The organism is Sphingobacterium sp. lm-10 (genome assembly GCF_023554555.1).
Classification (GTDB): Bacteria; Bacteroidota; Bacteroidia; order Sphingobacteriales; family Sphingobacteriaceae; genus Sphingobacterium.
Genome location: NZ_JAMJWC010000002.1, coordinates 770,642 through 793,182, shown reverse-complemented (window position 1 = coordinate 793,182; position 22,541 = coordinate 770,642). Strand labels below are relative to the sequence as shown.

At 44.2% G+C, this 22,541-nt stretch carries 20 protein-coding genes; 12 read left to right on the top strand and 8 right to left on the bottom strand.

The features are described from left to right. The 4 genes from M8998_RS13490 (at position 1) to M8998_RS13475 (ending at position 4,879) form a co-directional block, all read left to right on the top strand. Positions 1-1,605 carry a complex I subunit 4 family protein gene (locus M8998_RS13490; protein WP_249993712.1) on the top strand — a complete coding sequence of 535 codons (1,605 nt, stop codon included), beginning with the start codon at positions 1-3 and terminating at the stop codon, positions 1,603-1,605. Between the two features lie 12 nt (positions 1,606-1,617). Continuing rightward, positions 1,618-3,123 carry an NADH-quinone oxidoreductase subunit N gene (locus tag M8998_RS13485; protein ID WP_249993710.1) on the top strand — a complete coding sequence of 502 codons (1,506 nt, stop codon included), beginning with the start codon at positions 1,618-1,620 and terminating at the stop codon, positions 3,121-3,123. 111 nt (positions 3,124-3,234) lie between these two features. After that, a complete protein-coding gene (locus M8998_RS13480; protein WP_249993709.1) occupies positions 3,235-4,401 on the top strand; it encodes an alpha-hydroxy acid oxidase in 1,167 nt (388 codons plus the stop codon). A 52-nt stretch (positions 4,402-4,453) separates the two neighbouring features. Further along, positions 4,454-4,879, top strand: coding sequence for a 6-pyruvoyl trahydropterin synthase family protein (locus M8998_RS13475; protein WP_249993707.1), 426 nt, complete (start codon positions 4,454-4,456; stop codon positions 4,877-4,879). An 11-nt stretch (positions 4,880-4,890) separates the two neighbouring features. On the opposite strand, the gene uvrB is transcribed toward M8998_RS13475, so the two are convergent. Beyond that, positions 4,891-6,921, bottom strand: a complete 2,031-nt coding sequence (uvrB, locus tag M8998_RS13470) for an excinuclease ABC subunit UvrB (RefSeq protein WP_249993706.1) — start codon at positions 6,919-6,921, stop codon at positions 4,891-4,893. Positions 6,922-7,029: 108 nt separating this feature from the next. Between uvrB and upp the strand changes: the two genes are divergently transcribed. From upp to M8998_RS13450, 4 genes are all read left to right on the top strand, one after another. Beyond that, complete coding sequence (gene upp / locus M8998_RS13465; protein WP_249993705.1) at positions 7,030-7,674, top strand: uracil phosphoribosyltransferase; 645 nt, start codon at positions 7,030-7,032, stop codon at positions 7,672-7,674. Positions 7,675-7,771: 97 nt separating this feature from the next. After that, entirely contained in the window at positions 7,772-8,245 is a 474-nt protein-coding gene (locus M8998_RS13460) for a ribonuclease H-like YkuK family protein (protein ID WP_249993703.1), read from the top strand. 71 nt (positions 8,246-8,316) lie between these two features. Further along, positions 8,317-8,940, top strand: coding sequence for a nicotinamide riboside transporter PnuC (gene pnuC / locus M8998_RS13455; protein ID WP_249993702.1), 624 nt, complete (start codon positions 8,317-8,319; stop codon positions 8,938-8,940). Continuing rightward, positions 8,918-9,460, top strand: coding sequence for an AAA family ATPase (locus M8998_RS13450; RefSeq protein WP_249993700.1), 543 nt, complete (start codon positions 8,918-8,920; stop codon positions 9,458-9,460). The genes pnuC and M8998_RS13450 overlap by 23 nt, the downstream gene beginning before the upstream one ends. Here the strand turns inward: M8998_RS13450 and M8998_RS13445 are convergent. Together M8998_RS13445 and M8998_RS13440 are read right to left on the bottom strand one after the other, a co-directional pair. Next, a complete protein-coding gene (locus tag M8998_RS13445) occupies positions 9,440-11,293 on the bottom strand; it encodes a DNA topoisomerase IV subunit B (protein WP_249993699.1) in 1,854 nt (617 codons plus the stop codon). The genes M8998_RS13450 and M8998_RS13445 overlap by 21 nt on opposite strands. Before the next feature lie 72 nt (positions 11,294-11,365). After that, positions 11,366-12,469 carry a dipeptide epimerase gene (locus M8998_RS13440; RefSeq protein WP_249993697.1) on the bottom strand — a complete coding sequence of 368 codons (1,104 nt, stop codon included), beginning with the start codon at positions 12,467-12,469 and terminating at the stop codon, positions 11,366-11,368. A gap of 130 nt (positions 12,470-12,599) precedes the next feature. Between M8998_RS13440 and M8998_RS13435 the strand changes: the two genes are divergently transcribed. Together M8998_RS13435 and msrA are read left to right on the top strand one after the other, a co-directional pair. Next, positions 12,600-13,631 (top strand): glycosylasparaginase, encoded by a 1,032-nt coding sequence (locus M8998_RS13435; protein WP_284040450.1) that lies wholly within the window; start codon positions 12,600-12,602, stop codon positions 13,629-13,631. Positions 13,632-13,704: 73 nt separating this feature from the next. After that, positions 13,705-14,223: a peptide-methionine (S)-S-oxide reductase MsrA gene (msrA, locus tag M8998_RS13430; protein ID WP_249993695.1), complete on the top strand. Its 519-nt coding sequence runs from the start codon at positions 13,705-13,707 to the stop codon at positions 14,221-14,223. Between the two features lie 21 nt (positions 14,224-14,244). On the opposite strand, the gene M8998_RS13425 is transcribed toward msrA, so the two are convergent. From M8998_RS13425 to M8998_RS13405, 5 genes are all read right to left on the bottom strand, one after another. Next, positions 14,245-15,144 (bottom strand): class I SAM-dependent methyltransferase, encoded by a 900-nt coding sequence (locus M8998_RS13425; RefSeq protein WP_284040448.1) that lies wholly within the window; start codon positions 15,142-15,144, stop codon positions 14,245-14,247. A 65-nt stretch (positions 15,145-15,209) separates the two neighbouring features. Further along, a complete protein-coding gene (locus M8998_RS13420) occupies positions 15,210-16,304 on the bottom strand; it encodes a hypothetical protein (RefSeq protein ID WP_249993694.1) in 1,095 nt (364 codons plus the stop codon). Positions 16,305-16,315: 11 nt separating this feature from the next. Continuing rightward, complete coding sequence (locus M8998_RS13415; protein WP_249993692.1) at positions 16,316-17,116, bottom strand: RNA polymerase sigma factor; 801 nt, start codon at positions 17,114-17,116, stop codon at positions 16,316-16,318. Between the two features lie 763 nt (positions 17,117-17,879). Further along, positions 17,880-18,632 (bottom strand): ABC transporter ATP-binding protein, encoded by a 753-nt coding sequence (locus tag M8998_RS13410; RefSeq protein WP_249993691.1) that lies wholly within the window; start codon positions 18,630-18,632, stop codon positions 17,880-17,882. Positions 18,633-18,637: 5 nt separating this feature from the next. After that, positions 18,638-19,372: an MlaE family ABC transporter permease gene (locus M8998_RS13405; protein WP_249993690.1), complete on the bottom strand. Its 735-nt coding sequence runs from the start codon at positions 19,370-19,372 to the stop codon at positions 18,638-18,640. Between the two features lie 227 nt (positions 19,373-19,599). Here M8998_RS13405 and M8998_RS13400 point away from each other — a divergent pair, with 227 nt between their 5' ends. Together M8998_RS13400 and ispG are read left to right on the top strand one after the other, a co-directional pair. Further along, a complete protein-coding gene (locus tag M8998_RS13400) occupies positions 19,600-20,511 on the top strand; it encodes a toast rack family protein (protein ID WP_249993688.1) in 912 nt (303 codons plus the stop codon). A 16-nt stretch (positions 20,512-20,527) separates the two neighbouring features. Beyond that, positions 20,528-22,540, top strand: coding sequence for a (E)-4-hydroxy-3-methylbut-2-enyl-diphosphate synthase (gene ispG, locus M8998_RS13395; RefSeq protein WP_249993687.1), 2,013 nt, complete (start codon positions 20,528-20,530; stop codon positions 22,538-22,540). Position 22,541: the final 1 nt, after the last annotated feature.

Below are 22,541 nucleotides of genomic sequence, written 5' to 3'. Positions count from 1 at the left end.
ATGGGATTTTTATCTGCACTCATATTTCTACCCTTACTCGCGGCGTTAGTCATGCTATTGCTGCCTAAATCTGCTGCGGCAAGCGCAAAATACCTGGCTTTATCTGCTACGGTGGCTCAATTGCTGCTCACCGGCTATTTATACGGACAGTTTGACGCCACACAAGCCGGTATCAACGACATCAATAGCTTCCAATATGTAGAACAACTATCCTGGATTCGCTTACAGATCGGCGCAGACAAGCTCTTGGAAATTGATTACCTATTAGGATTGGATGGTTTGTCGCTCCCGTTGATTGTCTTAAGTACCGTCGTGATGCTGATGGCCATAGGTGCTTCCTGGAATATTACGAAGAGTGTGAAAGGTTACTTCGCTTTGCTCATGCTCTTGAATACCGCTGTAATGGGTATCTTCTGTGCCTTGGACTTCTTTCTATTCTACGTATTTTACGAAGTAATGCTGCTCCCCCTTTATTTCTTAATCGGTATTTGGGGTGGTGTGAGACGAGAATATGCGGCCGTCAAATTTTTCATCTATACGCTATTAGGTTCTGTATTTATGCTACTGGTTATCGTAGGATTGTATTTCTCGGTGACCAATCCAGATACAGGCGCCAATACGTTCAACATGCTACATATGATGAATCCGGCCAACTATGGGGAGGAATCATTCTTCGGTTGGGTGCGTAATTTCCACGAAGTATTCGGCATTCCAGCACGCCTTTTAGGCTTCGCCATTCTCTTTATTGCTTTTGCGATCAAAGTGCCTATTGTGCCTTTGCATACCTGGCTTCCTGATGCACACGTAGAAGCCCCGACTCCCGTATCCATTATTTTGGCTGGTATTTTATTGAAAGTGGGCGGATATGGTATTTTACGGGTGTGTATTGGCATCTTCCCCGACATGGCAGCACAGAGCAATTGGTGGTTGGGACTGATCGGTGTGATATCCATTTTATACGGCGCATTTAACGCATTGGCACAAAAAGATTTAAAACGATTGATTGCGTATTCTTCGGTATCGCATATGGGCTTTGTACTATTGGGTATCGCTACCTTAACCACGGAAGGTATTTCTGGTGCGATGTTCCAAATGGTCAGCCATGGTTTCCTATCGGCGGCGTTATTCTTTTTGGTGGGTGTCATTTACGATCGCGTACATGATCGTGATATTTACAACTTCCGCGGTTTAGCGAGTCATATGCCACGCTACACTGTGTTTGTAGCTATTGCGTTTTTTGCTTCGCTCGGCCTTCCCGGCTTTTCGGCCTTTATTGGGGAAGCTTTTGTCATCATTGGAGCATTCAATAGTGAGTCGGTCGGAACGGGTCTTCCACGCTGGATGGCAGTCGCGGGCTCCTTGGGTATTTTGCTTAGTGCGGTCTATTTCTTATGGACCTTACAGCGTATGTTTTTCGGACAAACGCGATTTAAAGGTGGAGAAGCATGGGCGGCTGCGTTGACTGATGTGACTACGCGCGAACAGCTCATCTTATTTCCTGCACTGGCCTTGGCCATTATCTTAGGCGTGATGCCATCACTGGTATTTGCTCCGCTAAATGAAAGCGTGCTACGCATGGTTTCTGTGGTTTCATCATTTCTATAGTTCGTACAGATTATGCATGAATTCGCTCCTCAGATTACCAGTACCATTGACCATATCATCCATTCGGTCGGTTCTTTTCGCCCCGAAATTGCGATCAGTATCGCATTTATAGGCACTATTTTCTGTAGTCTTTTTGCTGATAAATACTGGAAACAGGCTTCTTTTAGCTTTTTCCTCATCGGATTGTTGGCTGCTGGCTACCTTACCTACACACAAAACACGGAGAATACACTGGCATTTTTCGATATGCTTCGCGTGGATTCTTTTTCCAAATATGCGCGCTTGATTATTTTAGCGGGTGTTGCCATTGTTGGTATTTACGTCCAACAATATGCATACGATCAGAATCCTAAGAGACGAATTGGCGACCTATTTTCTATTCTATTGGCTACCACGTTAGGATTGCATTTGCTAACGCTAACCACGCATTGGATTATGGCATTTATTGCCGTAGAGATGGTGTCCATTGGCTCTTACGTACTCGTTGCTTACTTTGCACAAAACAAACGCGAATCCGAGGCGGCGATGAAGTACGTATTATTTGGATCCACGTGTGCCGCCTTTATGCTGTACGGGCTTTCCCTAATTTATGGTTTTACGGGTTCTTTAGATTTCACCAGCTTAGATCAGATGAAAGGCATGATTGCCTCCCCGACCGTACTCACCACGATTGCTTTGCTTTTTGTATTTGTGGGCATCGGCTTTAAGCTGGGCTTTGTGCCTTTTCATGTATGGACTCCAGATGTATATGAAGGTGCACCCACTCCGATCACCGCATTTCTAGCGACGGTACCCAAGGTAGGTGCAGTCGTACTATTTAGCAGATTAATACTATCCTGGACAGCCAGCCCGTTTTATTTCGGAGAGATCACATCGCACTTTTTGTGTTTCGTAGCCATTGTGACCATGCTGATCGGTAATCTGGTGGCTTTGCGCCAGCAAAACATCAAGCGGTTGATGGCTTACTCTTCTGTAGGGCATACGGGTTTTCTGCTTCTGGCCATATTAAGCTTTGTGCACCAAGAACCAGAAGTGTTACTCTTCTACCTCGCTACCTACACCTTGATGAATCTGGCCGTATTTGGCTTCATCATGATTTTGGAAAAGCAAACAGGATCGGTTAACCTACCAGACTATGCCGGCTTGGGCAAGCGCTTCCCGATCTTATTTACTGGACTTACGTTTGCCGGTATCTCATTGGTAGGGCTTCCGCCAACGGCGGGATTTATTGGAAAGCTATTGGTGTTTACCTCCATCTTTGATGTATATCAAACCATGGATCAACCGCTGTACCTGTACCTACTTATTGTTGGGGTACTCACATCCGTTATTTCGCTGTTCTATTATTTGAAAATCCCTCTTTACGGCTTTCTTCGCCAGGCAACATCTGGCACAACGTCGGATAGTGACGCGGCAATGTCTCGCCCTGTATACGGCCTTGCGGTATTTTTCAGCTTGCTCCTTTTGCTTTTTGGCTTATTCCCAAATCTGTTATTAGACTTTTTTCGCTCCGCATAACCTTATGGTGTAACGTAGTAGTCTAATTCCAAGTACACATTGATTAGGACTTCGATTTTTCGCTTATAATATTAAATTTGTAGACAGCATTAAGACTCCCATATTCAGGTAATGATTAAGAAACCGCTTTTCCCGTACAATCCAAAATATCCTTCGGTAGCTGATTTGAAACGACGTGCCAAGTGGCGCATTCCAAAGTTTGCTTTTGACTACTTACAGGGAGGCTGTAACGAGGAGCTAAATCTTCAGCGGAACGAGTCGGATTTCGACAACATCTACTTAAAGCCACGCTATCTAAAAACAGGTGGAGATATTGATATGTCAGTAGAGTTATTTGGCCGTACCTACAGTGCGCCATTTGGCATTTCACCCATTGGCTTACAAGGATTGATGTGGCCAAATGCACCAGAAATATTGGCAAAGGCCGCAGCAAAGCACGACATCCCCTATACGCTGAGTACGGTATCTACCGCGAGCATTGAGCGCATTGCCGAAGTATCTGATGGCAAAGCCTGGTTTCAGCTGTACCATCCTACGGAAGATCGTCTGCGAGACGACATTCTCAATCGATTGAAAGCCGTGTCTTGCCCGGTATTAGTGGTGCTGGTGGATGTGCCTTCGTTTGGCTTGCGTTATCGGGAAATTAAGAGTGGGCTTTCCATGCCGCCAAAGATGAATATTGAAAATATATTCCAAGCAATGCTTTGCCCGGAATGGGGTATCAAAACATTACAACATGGGATTCCATCTTTCGCTACCTTGAAGCCATACATGGAAAAAGGCTTAGATCTTAGTCAGCTAGGCCAATTCATGAACAGAACATTTACAGGAAAGGTCAATATGGAGAAGGTGAAAGCCATTCGCGATCTTTGGCCTGGACCATTAGTGTTGAAGGGCATCGCTAGCGAGGAAGACATGGAAGGTGCCATAAGCTTGGGTGTGGATGGAGTAATCATCTCCAATCATGGCGGGCGGCAGATTGATGCGGGAGAATCTTCGTTAATCTCCCTGATAAAATTGGCTAACAACCCCAATTATGCTGGCAAGTTGAAAATCATGATGGACGGTGGTATCCGCTCGGGTGTCGACTTGGGAAGGGCACATGCCGTAGGTTCTGAATTTAACTTCATAGGGCGCCCTTTTATGTATGGTGTTGGTGCATTAGGCGACGAAGGAGCAGATCATACCATCAATCTATTTAAGGCACAGCTGTATCAGGTGATGCAACAACTAACGCTGGAAAAGGTTAGCGATTTCCCGACCAGACTCATTCGCTAACCGACGAACCGGTAGTGTATCTCCGTGCTTAAAATTTCTGTATCTTTGCGGCATGATTACAGCAGAGCGATATCACGATATATCTTGTGGCCATCGAGTGGTAGGACACGAAGGCAAGTGCCGTTTTTTACACGGACACAATTACCGCATTCACTTTGTTGTAGCTGGTGATCAGCTAGATGAGATTGGGCGTGTACTGGACTTTTCGGTGATCAAAGAAAAATTATGCCTATGGCTGGAAGAGCAGTACGATCATAAGTTTCTTATCTGGGAACAAGATGAGCTGCTTCCGCAATTACAGGCTCTTAGCGGAGAGAGTTTGGTCATCGTGCCTTTCAATCCAACTGCTGAAAACATTGCACAGCACCTGGTGGAAGTAGTAGGACCTACCCAACTGGCGGGCACTAACACCAGACTAATCGCCTGTAAAGTGGAGGAAACTGCTAAGTGCGCGGCAACCTACCGGCTCACTGAATAATAAAGTTTACACTAATCGAAGCGTTCTTTATACGCATTTTCCAACGTGAACATTTCGTCACGCAGCTTTGCAGCTTCCAGAAAGTCCATATTTTTGGCCGCTTTCTCCATGCGCTTGCGTACCGTTTCTATGGCTTTGCTCAAATCCTTCTCTCCCATATATTCGATTAATGGATCTGCGGCTGCCATAGTACCTGCATCTGGTTCTACATAAGCTTTAGCTTCACCTCCTTTAAGATCTGCTACGGATGTTTGTTCGATAATCTCTTCGCGCGACTTTCCGACAGTTCTCGGCGTAATGCCATGCTTCACGTTGTAGGCGATCTGCTTATCTCGTCGGCGATTGGTTTCCTCAATCGTGACATTCATACTTTGCGTCATCTGATCGGCATACATAATTACCCGACCTTTATCATTACGTGCGGCACGACCAATCGTTTGTATTAACGATCTTTCTGAACGTAAGAAACCTTCCTTATCGGCATCTAAGATCGCCACGAGTGTGACTTCGGGAAGATCTAATCCTTCCCGCAATAGATTCACCCCAACCAAAACATCAAATTCTCCCAAACGCAAACCGCGCAGGATCTCCACCCTTTCCAAGGTTTTCACTTCCGAGTGGATGTAGCGCACCTTAATATTCAGGCGATTCATGTACTTGGTCAGTTCCTCTGCCATACGTTTCGTCAATGTCGTAACCAGAATTCTTCCACCTTCTTTGATGGTTTTATCCACTTGTTCTAGTAAATCATCGACTTGATTGACTGCGGGACGCACTTCGATAATCGGATCCAATAGGCCTGTGGGCCGGATAACTTGTTCCACAACTACACCTTCCGTTTGCTGCAACTCGTAATCGCCTGGCGTAGCAGACACGTACAATGTTTGATTGGTGAGCGATTCAAATTCCGGAAAGTTCAGCGGTCGATTGTCCAGCGCAGCAGGCAAACGAAACCCGTGCTCTACCAGCGAAATCTTACGCGAACGGTCTCCGCCATACATCGCGCGTACCTGTGGCAACGTTACATGGCTTTCATCGATCACTAATAAATAATCTTTGGGAAAATAATCCAATAAACAAAAGGGGCGCATACCTGCTGTACGCCCATCAAAAAAACGAGAATAATTCTCGATTCCTGAACAATATCCGAGCTCACGCATCATCTCCAGATCATAGTTTACACGCTCTTCCAAACGTTTCGCTTCCAACAACATGCCGTCTCCTTCCAACTGGGCTTTACGTTGCATCAGCTCTTCCTGAATCTGCCAGATGGATTCTGTGAATTTCTCTTTCGGCGTCACGAAAAGATTGGCTGGATAGAGCGCCAGTTCTTCGTGCTTTTCCAAGGTGGTCCCCGACACCGGATCTATGGTACTTAGTTCTTCGATCTCATCGCCAAAGAAGGAGATCCGATAAGCGCTGTCCAGGTAAGCCGGATATACATCTATCGTATCGCCTTTTACGCGAAATGTTCCGCGCTTAAAATCCGTCGTCGTACGTGCGTAAAGAATCTCTACCAAGCGGTGCAAAAAGCCATTGCGCGATACGGTCATCCCCACACCAAAACGAAAGATAGAGCGGGAGAAATCTTCTGGATTACCCATACCATAAATACAGGACACGGACGATACGACGATGACATCACGCCTGCCAGACATGAGCGCCGAAGTGGTGGCTAGCCTCAGCTTTTCGATCTCTTCGTTGATCGCAAGGTCTTTCTCTATATAAGTACTAGTGGAAGCTATAAAGGCTTCCGGTTGATAATAATCGTAATAACTGACAAAATACTGCACCGAATTGTTCGGAAAGAACTGCTTGAACTCTCCATACAATTGCGCGGCCAACGTCTTATTATGGCTCAATATCAGTGTAGGCTTTTGTGTTTGCTGAATGACATTGGCTACCGTAAATGTCTTTCCTGAACCGGTTACCCCTAGCAAGGTCTGATACGTTTCTCCGCTGTTGACGCCGTGTACAAGCTCCTTAATAGCTTGTGGCTGATCTCCGGTAGGCTGGTATTCTGATGTTAATTCGAATTTCATTTGATAGCAATGTAGCGATTATTATTAAGATAACAAGATGCAGTAAAAAGGGTTTTTCTAAACTATTCCAGATCCCGTGTGTTTAACTCCGTAACTGACAAGAGAAACATGATTAGGATCCTAACAGAACAAAATAGTCTCGTAAACCAGTACTTGGTGGAATTGAGAAATACCGATATCCAGAAGGATCGTATGCGTTTTCGTCGTAACCTAGAGCGCATTGGTGAAATGATGGCGTACGAAATCAGTAAGGTGCTTCCCTATCAGCCCGCAGAGGTAGATACACCATTGGGTCTGGCGGAGACCAATGTCTTGTCCGAACAACCGGTACTACTCACCATTATTCGTGCAGGATTACCTTTTCACCAAGGCTTCTTAAATGCTTTTGATGAAGCGGATAGTGGCTTTATCGGTGCCTATAGGCATACCAAAAAAAGCGGGGAATTTGAGATCCATAAAAAATATCAGAATACCCCCGATCTGGATGATAAAATTGTTATCGTTGCAGATACGATGTTGGCCACTGGGCAGAGTCTGGTTCTTTGCTGTAAAGAACTGCTGGCCGACTACAATATTCGCGAGCTGCATATCGCGACGGTGATTGCCTCTGAAGAAGGTGTACAGCATGTGCGGGCATTCTTGCCAGAAGCCAAGATCTGGATTGGAGACCTCGACAAGGAACTGACGAGCAAAGCGTATATCGTACCCGGATTGGGCGACGCAGGAGACCTATCCTATGGGATCAAAGATTAGCGATAGATTGAAAGGTCAAATATCAAAAAATTAATAAATCCTTAATAGTAAATAAGATACAAGTTTCGTAGATTTAGGAATACGTAATCTCTTTACTATGAATTGGCAAAAATTCAACGGAGAATCCCTCCACGTACCCATCCTCCAAGCGGTCGAAGACACCATTATTCGTGAACATCAACTGGGAAACAAATTGAAGATTTACATCGGAACTGACTCTCAGGTAAAGCGCGGAATTGTCGAATTTGCGACAGTGATCGTCTTTTTACGAGAACACCGTGGTGGATTTATGTTTATTCACAAAGACCGAAAAAACCACACCATGACGATCAAAGAACGTATGTTGATTGAGGTACAGCATTCTATCGACATTGCCTATCAGGTTTGTCCGTTATTAGATCAATATCATGTGGATCTGGAAGTGCATGCCGATATCAATACTAATCCGAACTTTCAATCCAACACGGCACTGAAAGAGGCTATGGGGTACATTATGGGAATGGGCTTTATGTTTAAGGCCAAACCAGAGTCCTTCGCCAGCACAAATTGCGCTAATAAGTTGGTTCAGTAAACCAAGAGGCGGTATCATCAATGGCTATATAGGGATATTTATTATCTTTATTGCCGCTTAGCGATACCAGCATGTCTCCACTTATTATCGATTTCCTCCAACAACTCAGAGATACCACTTGGCTGGAGTGGATAGGCACCGCCACCGGTTTGGTCTGCGTGTATCTGGCCGCCAAACAGCATATTTGGAACTGGCCGATTAGCATCTTGAGCGTGACCTGCTATTTGGTTATATTTTATCAACATCGACTGTACGGAGATAGTATGCTTCAGGTATATTTCTTACTTACAGCCATCTACGGATGGTATTATTGGCGAAAACGCGATCTCTCCTCCGACAAGCCAATCAGTTCCCTTTCATTCAACCAATGCTTAATTACCATTGCGGCGATCATTATTTTAGGAGCCAGTCTGGGCTTCGCCTTACAGCGATGGACGGATACTGACGTGCCCTACGTAGATGGGATGTGTACAGCGATGAGCTTTGGCGCACAACTCTTGATGACCCGCAAGATATTACAGAGCTGGATGATTTGGATTGCGGTAAATATCTGTTATATCCCCTTGTATCTACATAAGGATTTGGCTATGACGGCGGTATTATATGTTATATTTGCTGGAATTGCCTGGAAAGGGTATCGGGATTGGAAAAACACCTATTTTACATTAGAAAATGCACGCACCTCAACTCCTTAAAATTGCTGTTGTCGGCCCAGAATCTACCGGCAAATCAACGATGGCTAAACAATTGGCCGAACATTGGAATACGGTGTGTGTTCCGGAATATGCACGCTATTACTGTCAGCATCTTAATAATCAGTATACGCTACAGGACGAGTTAAACATGTATTACGGGCAGATCGCCTTAGAGGAATCGCTCATACCTTTGGCAAAAGACAATCTGCTTATCGCAGATACCACGATCATGACCATTAAAATCTGGAGCGATCACCTATTTGGCCATACGCCCGAAGAAGTATTGCGTGAGATCGCGCGGCGCGAATACGATTTCTATCTTATTATGGATATCGATTTACCTTGGGAAGATGATCCTTTGCGTGATTTTCCGGAAGATCGACCACACTTTCTGGAAGTATGGAAAACAGAACTAAATAAACTAAAAGCGTCCTATAGCGTGATCTCAGGACAGGGCACAGCACGATCTGAAAACGGTATCGCGGCCGTCAGTAGATTCTTAAACAGCCGCTTTCGTTAATTCTTCCTCTGTATCCAATTCTACGCGCAGATTGTTGACAATATGCTTTTGTCGATCTGGCGTATTCTTACCCATATAGTACTCCAATAGATGGCTGAGTTTATTTTCTTTGGACAGGATGACTGGGTCCAGCCGCATATCTTTTCCGATAAACAACCCAAATTCTGATGGTGATATTTCGCCCAACCCTTTAAATCGGGTGATCTCCGGCTTACCTCCCAATTTCTTGATGGCTTGCTGCTTTTCTTCTTCGGAATAACAATAAATCGTTTCTTTCTTGTTCCGTACCCGAAACAGTGGGGTTTGCAAGATGGAAACGTGACCGGATTTAACAAGATCCGGGAAAAATTGCAGGAAAAAGGTGAGTAATAACAAGCGTATGTGCATGCCATCCACGTCGGCATCAGTAGCCACTACAATATTATTGTAGCGCAGGCCATCCAATCCATCCTCAATATTGAGGGCGTGCTGCAATAGGTTAAACTCTTCGTTCTCGTAAACGATCTTCTTAGACATCCCGTAGGAATTGAGGGGCTTTCCTTTCAAGCTGAACACCGCTTGTGTCATCACATCGCGCGATTTCGTGATCGAGCCACTGGCAGAATCTCCTTCGGTAATAAACAACGTAGTTTCCTGATTGCGCTCGTGCTTATCGGAAAAATGCAGTTTACAGTCTCTTAATTTGCGGTTATGAACAGATGCTTTTTTGGCGCGCTCATTCGCCAACTTTTTAATCCCCGCAATATCCTTACGTTCGCGTTCCGACTGCAAAATTCTTTTTTGAAGGGCATCTGCGGTTTCGGGGTTACGGTGCAAGTAATCATCCAGTGCCTTTTTCAAAAAGTCATTGATAAACGTACGCACACTCGGCCCTTCGGGTCCAATATTCTGGGAGCCTAATTTTGTTTTCGTCTGCGATTCAAAAACCGGTTCTTGCACCTTGATGGCAATCGCACCGATAATAGAGGCACGAATATCCGAGGCATCGTAATCTTTCTTATAAAACTCCCGAATGGTTTTGACTACGGCCTCGCGAAAAGCCGCTTGATGAGTACCACCCTGGGTAGTATGTTGGCCATTGACGAAAGAATAATATTCTTCGCCATATTGCTGACCATGCGTAAGCGCAATCTCAATATCTTCTCCACGAAGATGGATGATGCCGTAGCGCATCGACTCGGTTTCTACGTTGCGTTCCAGCAAGTCTTTCAGACCATTCTCAGAGATGAATTTTTGTCCGTTGAAATTGATCGTCAAGCCAGAATTTAAGAAAACATAATTCCAGATCATGTTCTCTACAAATTCCATGCGGTACTTATAGTTCCTAAAAATGTTGTTATCTGGATAAAACGTAACCGAAGTTCCGTTTCGCTGTGTGGTATCCTTCTTCTCGTCAGATACCAGTTCCCCCTGCGAAAATTGAGCGATGCGCGTGACATTCTGCCGATAGGACTGCACCGTAAATTGTGTCGATAAGGCGTTGACCGCCTTTGTACCCACCCCGTTTAATCCCACCGATTTTTGAAATGCTTTGCTATCGTATTTACCACCCGTATTGATTTTGGATACCACATCGACCACGGAACCGATTGGAATACCACGGCCGTAATCTCTGATAGATACTTTATTTTCATTCACCGTGATATCGATGGAGCGGCCAGCGCCCATCACAAACTCATCGATGCAATTATCCATCACCTCTTTTAATAACACATAGATGCCATCATCATAGGCAGAGCCATCGCCCAACTTACCGATATACATCCCTGGGCGAAGCCTAATATGCTCTTTCCAGTCTAGTGATCGTATACTATCTTCGTTATATGTGCTCATGTGTATCTATATGTTGTAAAATGGGGTGTGCGGTGGTCGGAATACAAAAATAAGAAAATTAGTGCAATCCCATTAATCTCCCTTTTTTATCACGCCGATGCCTGGGCGTTCGGGCAGATGACATAGACCATCATGCACTTTCATGCCATCAAAGAGATCATTGCCAATAAGCAAAGCGCCATCCAAGTCTGCCCAATCGGCTAGCGGTGCTAATTGCGCTGCTGCGGAAATCGCACAAGAGGTTTCGGTCATACAACCCAACATGACCTTCATATCCAGGGCACGTGCCAACTCTGCCATTTGTTTTGCTTCACGCATGCCCGTACATTTCATTAGTTTGATGTTAATGCCGCTATATATCCCTCGCAATGCAGGAACGTCGGCCAAACGCTGACATGCTTCATCTGCAATCGTAGGAATAGGTGATCGTGCGGTGAGCCAGGCATTATCTTCCGCTTGGTCTTTCGGCATAGGCTGTTCCAGAAAAACCACGTTCCTTTCTGCCAACCAACCGGCCATATCCAGCGCGAGGTATTTGTCTTTCCATCCCTGGTTGACATCGGCACAAAGTGGCACGTCGGTGACCGATCGGATGGTTTCAATAATCATCTTGTCGGTTTCCAAACCCAGTTTCACCTTCAGCATACGATAAGTCCCTGCTTCGGCTACCTTCTGCCTAATCATCGCTTCTGTATCGATGCCAATGGTAAAGGATGTTGGAGGAATCTTCTGGCTATCCAATCCCCAAACTTTATAAAAAGGCTGTTGCATGATCTTGCCTATGAGGTCGTGCAGCGCGATATCAATGGCAGCTTTGGCAGCGGTATTATTGGGGGCTAAAGCATCGACATAAGCGAGTATATCCGCCGTCTCAAATGGAGAAGAGAATCGAGATAAATCAACCTGCTGAAGAAAGCCAAACACGCTTTCCTGAGACTCACCAAGATAAGGAGGCATCGCTGCTTCACCGTATCCGGTAAAGCCTTCGAAATCCAGTTCCAATAACACCACTGGTGTGGTAGTTCGACTAAATGAGGCTACGGTGAATACATGATTCATCTGTAAGGTATAAGGTCTATACCGTATCTGAAATTTACCTTGATGATGATGTATCCAATTGGTTGGAGCCGAAGCGTTGTGCATGACAGAGATGAATGTTTCCTTTTTTGCGATCAAATATTTACTTTTAAGCCCGGCGATATTCGATGGCAAACAGACTTAACCAAGGCTACGCATAAACTGCCGTAAACCCGAACTTGACGTAAGCTAAAATACGAATAAATCGGCACAGAAAAAGGACAACATAATGAATAAAAAGATAGATTCCAGACGCGTTTTTATAAAGAAGGCAATGATTGGTGCCGTTTCGGTCAGCGCACTTCCTAATTCTTTACCTGCTTTTCATACGCCAACGAATGCGACGAGAAAACCAATCGTGATATCGACCTGGGATTTTGGTGTAGCTGCGAATCAAGCGGCCTGGAAAATCTTGCAGCCGGGCGGATCCGCACTGGACGCGGTAGAAGCCGGCGTACAGGTGGCGGAGGCCGATCTTTCTAATCCCACCGTGGGTAAAGGCGGCTATCCTGATCGCGATGGCCACGTTAGCTTAGACGCCTGTATCATGGATGCGGAAGGAAATTGCGGATCAGTCGCCGCATTGGAACATATCGCACATCCGATTTCTGTAGCGCGCAAAGTAATGGAAGATACCCCACACGTTATGCTCGTGGGCGAAGGGGCCTTACAATTTGCCCTAGAGAAAGGATTCGAACGAGAGGAATTGCTGATTCCTTCTTCGAAGGAGGCTTGGCAAGAATGGTTGAAAGAAAGAAAGTATAAACCGATCATCAATATTGAAAATAAATCGTTTCAGACCGAAAGATTGCCGGGCAACCAGTATAATCATGATACCATCGGTATGTTGGCCTTAGATGCAGCAGGAAACCTATCGGGCGCATGTACTACCAGCGGCATGGCATTTAAAATGCGTGGCCGTGTAGGAGACAGCCCCATTATCGGAGCGGGTCTTTACGTGGATAATGAAGTGGGCGCGGCCACCTCTACGGGTGTAGGCGAAGAAGTGATTCGTACGGTCGGCAGTTTTCTGGTGGTAGAATTGATGAGACAAGGGCATTCGCCAGAAGCAGCCTGCAAAGAAGCGGTGGAGCGCATCGTCAAGAAGAAACCCGAGATTGCAAAGGAGATCCAAGTAGGATTTCTGGCGCTTAATAAGAAGGGAGAGTATGGATCTTATGCTTTACAAGCTGGCTTTTCGTTTGCGGTATGTCATAATGAACAGCAGGACATCATCGAGAAGGGAAAACATATCTTTTAGTACCGTATCTTTGTATCGTGATCTTGTTCAGCATAATCACACGATTTTTTACTTCATATAAAATTATACTATTATGTTAGCGACATTTGGAGGAGGTTGTTTCTGGTGTACGGAGGTTATATTTCAGCAGCTAGATGGTATTGTATCGGTTTTACCAGGCTACATGGGTGGTCAACGGGAAAACCCTACGTACGAACAGGTATGCTCAGGAGCCACGGGGCACGTAGAAGTGATTCAGATCGATTTTGATGAAACGAAACTTTCCTTTATCGATCTATTAGGTATATTTTTTAGAACGCATAACCCAACGACATTAAATCGGCAGGGCGCGGATGTAGGTACACAATATCGTTCCGTAGTGTTCTACCACAGCGAAGAACAGCATCTACAAGCAGTACAATTTATAGAAGAATTGACTTCCCAAGGCGTATATTCAGATGCCATCGTGACAGCAGTAGAACCGGCGGTGACTTTTTGGAAGGCTGAGGATTACCATCAGAACTATTTCAACCGCAACCCGGAAAACCAGTATTGCCAAGCAGTGGTGGCTCCGAAGCTGAAGAAATTCTTAGCAAGTTACGGAAACGCTTAAGGCGATTCCGTAACTTTTATTTTATTTAAATTTTCTGAATTTCCCGAATACGCCCAATGGCAGTTTGGTGCCTGCAGTAGCCTGTAGATACAGCTCACCCACTTCCAGATTCTGTACAGCTGGAAACGATGTACGAATCAGATTTTCTACAATGACGGAAGAGAATCCCAGAGAATAGGTATTCAAGATCAGAAAATGCTCTTCCGGATCCAGCAACTGCACCACATCGCGCATCATATCACGGATATTGTCTTCCAGCTTCCACTTCTCCCCTTTTGGACCATGCCCGTACGCCGGAGGATCCAAAATGATACCATGATAGGTGTTGCCTCTCTTCAGCTCGCGCTGTACAAATTTCAATGCATCTTCAACCATCCAACGGATATCCTGAAGCCCAGATAATTCCTGATTCTCATTAGCCCAGGTCACGACTTGTTTGATGGAATCCACATGCGTAACGTCTGCTCCAGCAGCGCGTGCTATCAATGAAGCACCACCTGTGTAGGCAAACAAGTTCAAAAATTTTGGTCTCGGATTTTTTATGGCTTTTACCGATTCGGAAATATAATCCCAGTTTACGGCCTGCTCCGGAAAGATCCCCACGTGCTTGAAGGAGGTAAGCCCTAGTCGAAAACGAATTTCTACCAATTCATTACGGTAGGTAATATGCCACCTATCAGGTGTTTTAGGACTTTTTTTAAGCCATTCTCCACTGGTTGCAGATCTTCCCTTGAATTTGATATGATATCGTTTTTCCCATTCGGCAGCGGATAAACTTTTTGGCCAGACAGCTTGTGGCTCCGGGCGAATCAAGATCATATCACCGAAACGTTCGATTTTTTCGAAATCTCCGCAATCGATCAGCTCATAGTCTTTCCAATGTTTTGGCGTAAGCAGCTGTATATCTGTGGTTGTCGTCAAAATTATTGTATCTTTTGTTGCGCAAAGATAACAATTTACGAATCATCCCAAGTGCTTCCTGCCTGCTATTCCACAATCAGGTGTATCCCTGCCAGTTCTGCTTTGTAACGAATCATTTCTGTTAGTCCGTAGTAACCCCAATTACGAAGCAGAAATGCATCCTCCTTCGCCACGGAATTTTTATGTGTCTGATTGACCAATAGCAGGGTTCCTGCTTGATGCGTGATACAAAAGTCGATGAGCTGGCGACTATATAGATGTAATTTGCTCTGCACATAGTTTCTTTCTTTTTCCTGAAATGTATCCAATCGTTTCAATTTCTTTTTCTTGCCATGCCCTCCATTATTATAGGTACAGGAAGACGCTATGCGGTGCCGTGCTGCTTGTATCGCCAATCGGCGGTACAGAAATTCTTCCTTATTGCCGATACGATATAAATGATGGCCGATCTGAAGCACCACAGGGTGCTCCAGTGACAAGGAGGCTTCTGCTACCACATTCTGTCTCAAAACTACCTGATCTAATGGCTGTTCAAAACAAAGAAATAGGAATAAGCCTGACTTTTCCCGTCGAATCGCACATTGTGCTATTTTAATCTGACCTTCTTTAATCTGCTGGATCAGCTTCTTTTTATGGCCTCTATCTCTACCCAAGAAGGTACGAAACGGTATTTTAAACAATACAAATTTAAAATCGCGCTCATTGGTATTGTCACGCCATCGAAGCAAATTCCCAGAAAAAGGGATGGGCATATTTTTGCGGTAATTTCGAAGCGATTGATCGCCCCTCCAATACGCCTGCCGATCCGCGCAAAATGCTTTGAACAAGGAGGTATTCAAGTTGGTAATAATATTGGAGTGCATTTGTCCTTTAAACTGTTTGGACAGCAGCTGATAAGTTGTATTTAATCGAGAAGTAGTCAGAATACCTTCTGGATCTTGCTTATAATCCACTAACTTAACTTTTGCCTCGTCTTTTAGGTACAGCATATCTTTGAGATGCTCCTGCATGAACTGATGAGAAATCGCAATATTCGACGCTTTAAATACTAAATTCTGCCATTGTTCTAATTTCTCTTGGTGTCCACGTCGCTTCTCCGGATCTGCTTCGTCCACGAGAATTTGAATCTTACGCGTTAGCATAACTTTTCTTTTGGCCATATCTATACGAATTAGGCACTTTGAAAAGTGGATAATTTGGATTTTCGATAGGCGCGGACAAATAAATTATTCGCTACAGCAAGCTCTATATTTAGCTCAGTTGCGATTTCAGTGAATGTTAATTGCTGATCACAACGTAAGTGCAGTACTAAGGCTTCCTCTGTGTTTAAATAAGTCGCGTCCGCATCCATCACGTGTTTATCTAACACCTGTAGTTTCTCCGTATTCTCAAAAACAGATCGGATTTGCGCTATCGCCTGTTGCACTCGGCTCTGTACTTCGTGGGAAGATCTACCTCCTAAATGATCTGCAATCCGATCATAATTGAAGCTGTATTCCAAACACAATCGAATCAATGTTTGCTGATCTTGACGAAGATGGGGCATTAGCGCGTTGATCTTTCTGATATGTAACCGCTCTTCGGGACACTGGGTATATCGAGACTGCTCACCTTCGTATTCCCTCAGGTACCACAGACGATCGTCACACTGAACTCCATCTAGTTGTACGAAACTGCGGTGGAACTGTTCTGAAGGATTGCCATAAAATTCTCGCGTTGCTCTTTTGATTTCCTCTTTAAGAAAGCTTTCGATATTTTGCATACTTTTCATCCGCGTACGAAAGAGCCATAAACGGAAAAATGCCTCCTGCACAAAAGTTCTGCTTGTATACGCATCCCCAGTAGTTCTTTTAGCCCCAGCATAGAGGTCCTCATAGAAGCATGCGTAGAAATAATCTAAAGCCAATTCATTACCACTATTTAGAAAAAGTACATATTGTTCTGAGGAATAATTTGCTTGCTTTATTCTCATATACTAACCATTAGCTCATTTTAGATTTCACACGTTGTCGATGACCTTGCTTGGGTAGTGCATTTCATACCCAGATAATTCTATATTACCACAGATCTGTTTCAAAAAATCTGCGGACGCTGTTGTGTGCAATATTCTCCCAAGTATGAGAGAACTCTCTTTAGCAAAAAATTACTTAGTGAGCGATCAAGATCCTCACCCTACGGCGTCACAAAAAGCCTCCTTTTTCATTTAGTATCTCGATTTACCACCATTCGAAAGTACCATCAGATCATATCATCCCACGATTCACATTTCGAAGTTGGGCAGCTCCATTTAACAGCACTTACACATTATTTAGTTTCATTAAAATTAATATATTTTCAACAACAATCCAAATGAAATTCGAAATAGAGAAAAAATTGATATATTTTTTTAGCAGATATGATATATTGTAAAATGATATCTTATTATGATAGGAGAATTACTTACTACACATCGAGAAATAGTATATATAATAAAAATTCGGAATAGGCACACTTTCGTCGCTGCGAGAGGGCCTGAGTATGCTATAGTATTAGTTAGTGACTTGTCACGCAATAGACTTATAAACTGAAATTCCTATTAAGGAAGGGGCTGACTTGACCCCAATTTAGAAGAACCATCTATCTTGTTGTTTCAAAGAATAATTGTCATACAATATGACAATTACCATGAAACTACACATTAAAACATAGGGAGAGCATGGATGAACACGATCATGCAATCGTGATAATCTGGCGGATTACAAACTTTCTTTTGCCGCACGCATGAGCGGACTGGCAAACACAAAGTCGTTCAATTCTTGTATATCTGCTTGCAACATGTCCTGACTGGAACCTTCCCAAAACTTTTCTCCTTTATGAAGGAACAGAATGTACTGACCAATCCCCATCACGGAGTTCATGTCGTGCGTAACGACTACTGTAGTACAGTTATATTCTTCTGTAAGTTCTTGAATTAATTCATCTATTAAGATCGACGTCGCTGGATCCAGTCCCGAATTAGGTTCATCACAAAATAAGTACTTCGGGTTCATACTAATTGCTCTAGCAATGCCCACCCGTTTTTTCATTCCGCCGGAGAGCTCTGCAGGATACAAATTATTACGCCCGGCAAGATTCACTCTTTCTAAACAAAAATTGGCACGATCCACTTTCTCCGCTTGGCTCATGTTGGTAAACATATCTAAGCTGAAAACAATATTTTGTTCAACCGTCATAGAGTCGAACAAGGCAGAATTCTGAAACAGCATCCCAATCTCCTTGCGGATGGGTACGCGATCTTCAAAACTCAACTTGGTAAACTCTTTCTTATCGAAAAACACCTTGCCTGTTTCTGGAGCATGTAAGCCCACAATGCATTTTAATAAGGTACTCTTTCCTGAGCCCGAGCCGCCAATGATCAAACTTACTTTTCCAGGCTCGAAAATGGCATCTATTCCCTTCAGAACATGGTTATCTTCGAAAGATTTATTGATATTTTGAATTTCGATCATAGTTATTACAACATTAAAGCAGTGATCATATAATCACAAGCAAGGATAGCTATACAGCCAATAACGACGGCACGTGTGCCAGCTTGACCTACCTCTAAAGCGCCCCCTCTTACATGAAAACCTTTGTGGGCTGGTACTGAGGTAATGATAAAGCCAAAAACAAATGCCTTAACCATCGCCACCGAAACAGTGAAGCCGTTAAATGAATCGCGGATCCCGCTAATGTAATCGTTAGGAGAAACAGCACCTGAAAGTGCTCCACCTATTAAACCTCCTACCAATGCACAAACAATAGCTATAGTCACCAATACGGGTACCATGATAATACCGGCTACGATCTTAGGCAAGATCAGGTATCCTGCCGCGTTGATTCCCATAATTTCCAAGGCATCGATCTGCTCGGTTACGCGCATCGATCCTATTTGAGAAGAGATAGCAGAACCCACTTTTCCCATTAACACCAACGCAGAAATCGTGGGACCAAGCTCCAAAATATTAGAGTCTCGATTAATCTGCCCGATTACAGAGGTGGGTATTAAATCAGAAGCGAGCTGAAAGGCAATCTGCATGGTCATAACGGCTCCGATAAAACTCGAGATAATCACGATAAGTCCCAGCGATCCCACTCCTATCTCGTTCATTTCATGAGCAATCTCTTTCCGATAGATCTTCCATTTCTCCGGTCTGCGAAACACTTTTTGCAACAAAAGGAGATACTCCCCGAAATAATAGAAAAACATATACAGCTCTTTAGATGACGTGTTTGGACAATATATTCTGTAGATAGCTAACTCGATTTGACAAAAAATGTTTCAACGAGACCATCAATATACAAATTTGTTTATTATTTCTTTACCGACAAAACGCGGAGGTTCACCGAATATTTGAATAATATAACCTAATATAGGGCTTTATACCCTATTTTAGCCCGTAAGTTTGATCTTGTAAGAACAAAACACCACAAAAGATGAACAACAAAATCGCAACTGGAATCTGGCTCGTATTTATCGGAGCAATAATTTTGCTTCACAACACGGATATTATTCACTTCAATTTCTACGCTATTATTAAGTTTTGGCCGCTAGCGATCGTGTCCGTTGGTATTTCTCTTTTATTGCAGAATCGGCCACACGGCGTACTGATTAGTACTATTTGTAATATATTGATATGTTCGTTCTTAGTATTTAAAGGAACCACGATCGGTGATCAAACCTATACCAATGGAGAAGCGGGCATACATACCCAAGCTCAAAGTCAGCGCGTGGCGATCGATTATAACGCGGATATAGAACAAGTGAAACTACACCTCAACGGAGGTGCTGCCAGCTTTAACTTAGTGACACCCATAGATTCCAGCAAGTTAATAGCGGCATGGACAGATAGCCCGAGCATTGATTTGCAATTGGATGAATCCGGAACCACACAAAAAGAAGTGGTATTCGAAGCGAAGCACCGCGATAGCCGATCCAAGAAAAACACGGTAGAATTCTATTTGCACCCTACACCATTCTGGGATATAGAGCTAAATGTGGGTGCTGTAAACTTCAAAGCCGATTTTTCAACGTATCGTTTGCAGGCTTTAGCGATCAATGCCGGTGCAAGTAACATCGGCCTCACATTTGGTGTACCTAACTTAGAGAACACAAAAATTGAAATCAATACGGGAGCGTCAAATTTAAAGTTACGTATACCAGAAGGCGTTGCTTACCGCGTAGTCGGTAAAAATGTAATGTCTTCCACCCGATACGAAGGAGCAGAAAAAGTGAGTAAAGGTGTTTATGAAACGAAGAACTACCGCAGTGCTGCCCAAAAGTATGACATCGAACTGAATGGCGCCGCAAATTCATCTTCTATTAACACCTATTCCCTCGAAAAATAGCTAACTTTGGTGCCAAATGGAAGCACCAAATTCGACCCAATTGACTGGAGAGTATTGTAATACCAAGTTGGCATACAGCAGGTTTCGGACGCGCGAAGTATTCGTAGGAAATATTCCTATGGGAGCAGATAACCCGATCCGTATCCAAAGTATGACCACCATCGACACTATGGATACGATGGGATCGGTAGAGCAGACCATTAAAATGGTGGATGCTGGCTGTGAGTACGTACGTATTACGGCTCCCAGCATGAAGGAAGCAGAAAATCTGCAAAATATCAAAAAGGAATTACGCGCTCGAGGATACGAAGTGCCATTGGTGGCCGACATACACTTTACCCCAAATGCAGCAGAAGTTGCCGCACGAATTGTAGAGAAAGTACGGGTAAATCCGGGCAACTATGCCGACAAAAAGAAATTTGACCAAATTGAGTACACCGATGCAGCCTATCAGGCTGAGTTAGAAAGAATATATAAGAAATTTGCCCCTTTAGTGGGTATTTGCAAAGAGTATGGCACGGCCATGCGAATTGGCACAAACCATGGCTCGCTCTCCGATCGCATTATGAGCCGCTACGGCGACACACCGGATGGCATGGTCGAGTCCGCGATGGAATTCATTCGCATCTGTGAAGATTTGCAGTATTATAACCTGGTCATCTCCATGAAATCTTCCAACCCACAGGTCATGGTGCAAGCCTATCGGTTACTCGTAGAAAAAATGGTGGCCGAAAATATGAATTACCCCTTGCATCTTGGCGTGACCGAGGCGGGTGATGGTGAAGATGGTCGTGTTAAATCTGCAGTTGGAATAGGCACCTTGCTGGAAGATGGCTTGGGTGATACAGTTCGCGTTTCTCTGACGGAGGAACCGGAGAAGGAAGCACCTGTCGCTCGAGCGCTGATTAATAGATATAGTAAAAGAGAAATAGCTTTAGCTGCGGCACCTAAACGAGAGATTCTTCAATTAAAAGAAGAATCGACTACCCAGCGGTATGAAGCCGCCGAAGTAAATACCTTCGTAGGCGGATCGTTGGTACCTCGCATCATCATTGATCTATCCAAAGAAAACCTCAAAGATCCATTTGTATTGAAACAGGTCGGCTATCGTTACGATGTACTATTGGATAAGTTCCATATGGGTGACCAATCGGTAGATTTTGTATATCTAGGAGATGCACTGCCTTCGTTTGCGATGCCGGGAAATTTAAAACAGTTGTACCATTATCCTACCTGGCTAAGTTTGTCTGAACGTGCTAATATTCATCCGGTATTTACGCTAGAGGAGTTCAATGGAAGCACCGTGCATGATCCCGTTCTGAATATGGTATACATCAGTAATGAGGACTTGGCCGCCGACTTGTTTGCCGAAATGGTATTGGACGAAACGGTCGTATTTATTTTGGAGACGAATTACACACATGGTATGGCCGACCAACGTCAGTTCTTTGCCAACATGCAGGAGTTGGGCTTATCCAATCCAATCATCTTGAAACGTAGTTACGCCGCAGAAGATTTCAATGGCCCTAAGGGAGATATCATGGATCCGGAGGAACCGATTTCCAAAATACAACTGTATGCGGCAACCGATTTTGGCGCACTACTGATTGATGGATTAGGATCCGGTATTTGGATTGATTCTCCAGCTACACCGGTGGATAAATTAGCTTCTTTATCCTTCGGAATCTTGCAGGCTACCCGTTCCAGAATTTCCAAAACGGAGTACATCTCCTGTCCGAGCTGTGGACGCACCTTGTTTGACCTTCAAGACACAACACATATGATTCGACAGCGCACGAATCACCTGAAAGGACTTAAAATTGCGATCATGGGTTGTATTGTGAATGGCCCGGGCGAGATGGCCGATGCAGATTACGGATACGTAGGAGCCGGACCAGACAAAATCACGCTGTATCGCGGCAAAGAAGTGATCAAGCGAAACGTATCTTCTGCTAATGCGCTCGACGAGTTAATAAACATTATCAAAGGAGACGGTTTGTGGGTCGAAGAAAACGAAGCTGCACACTAAT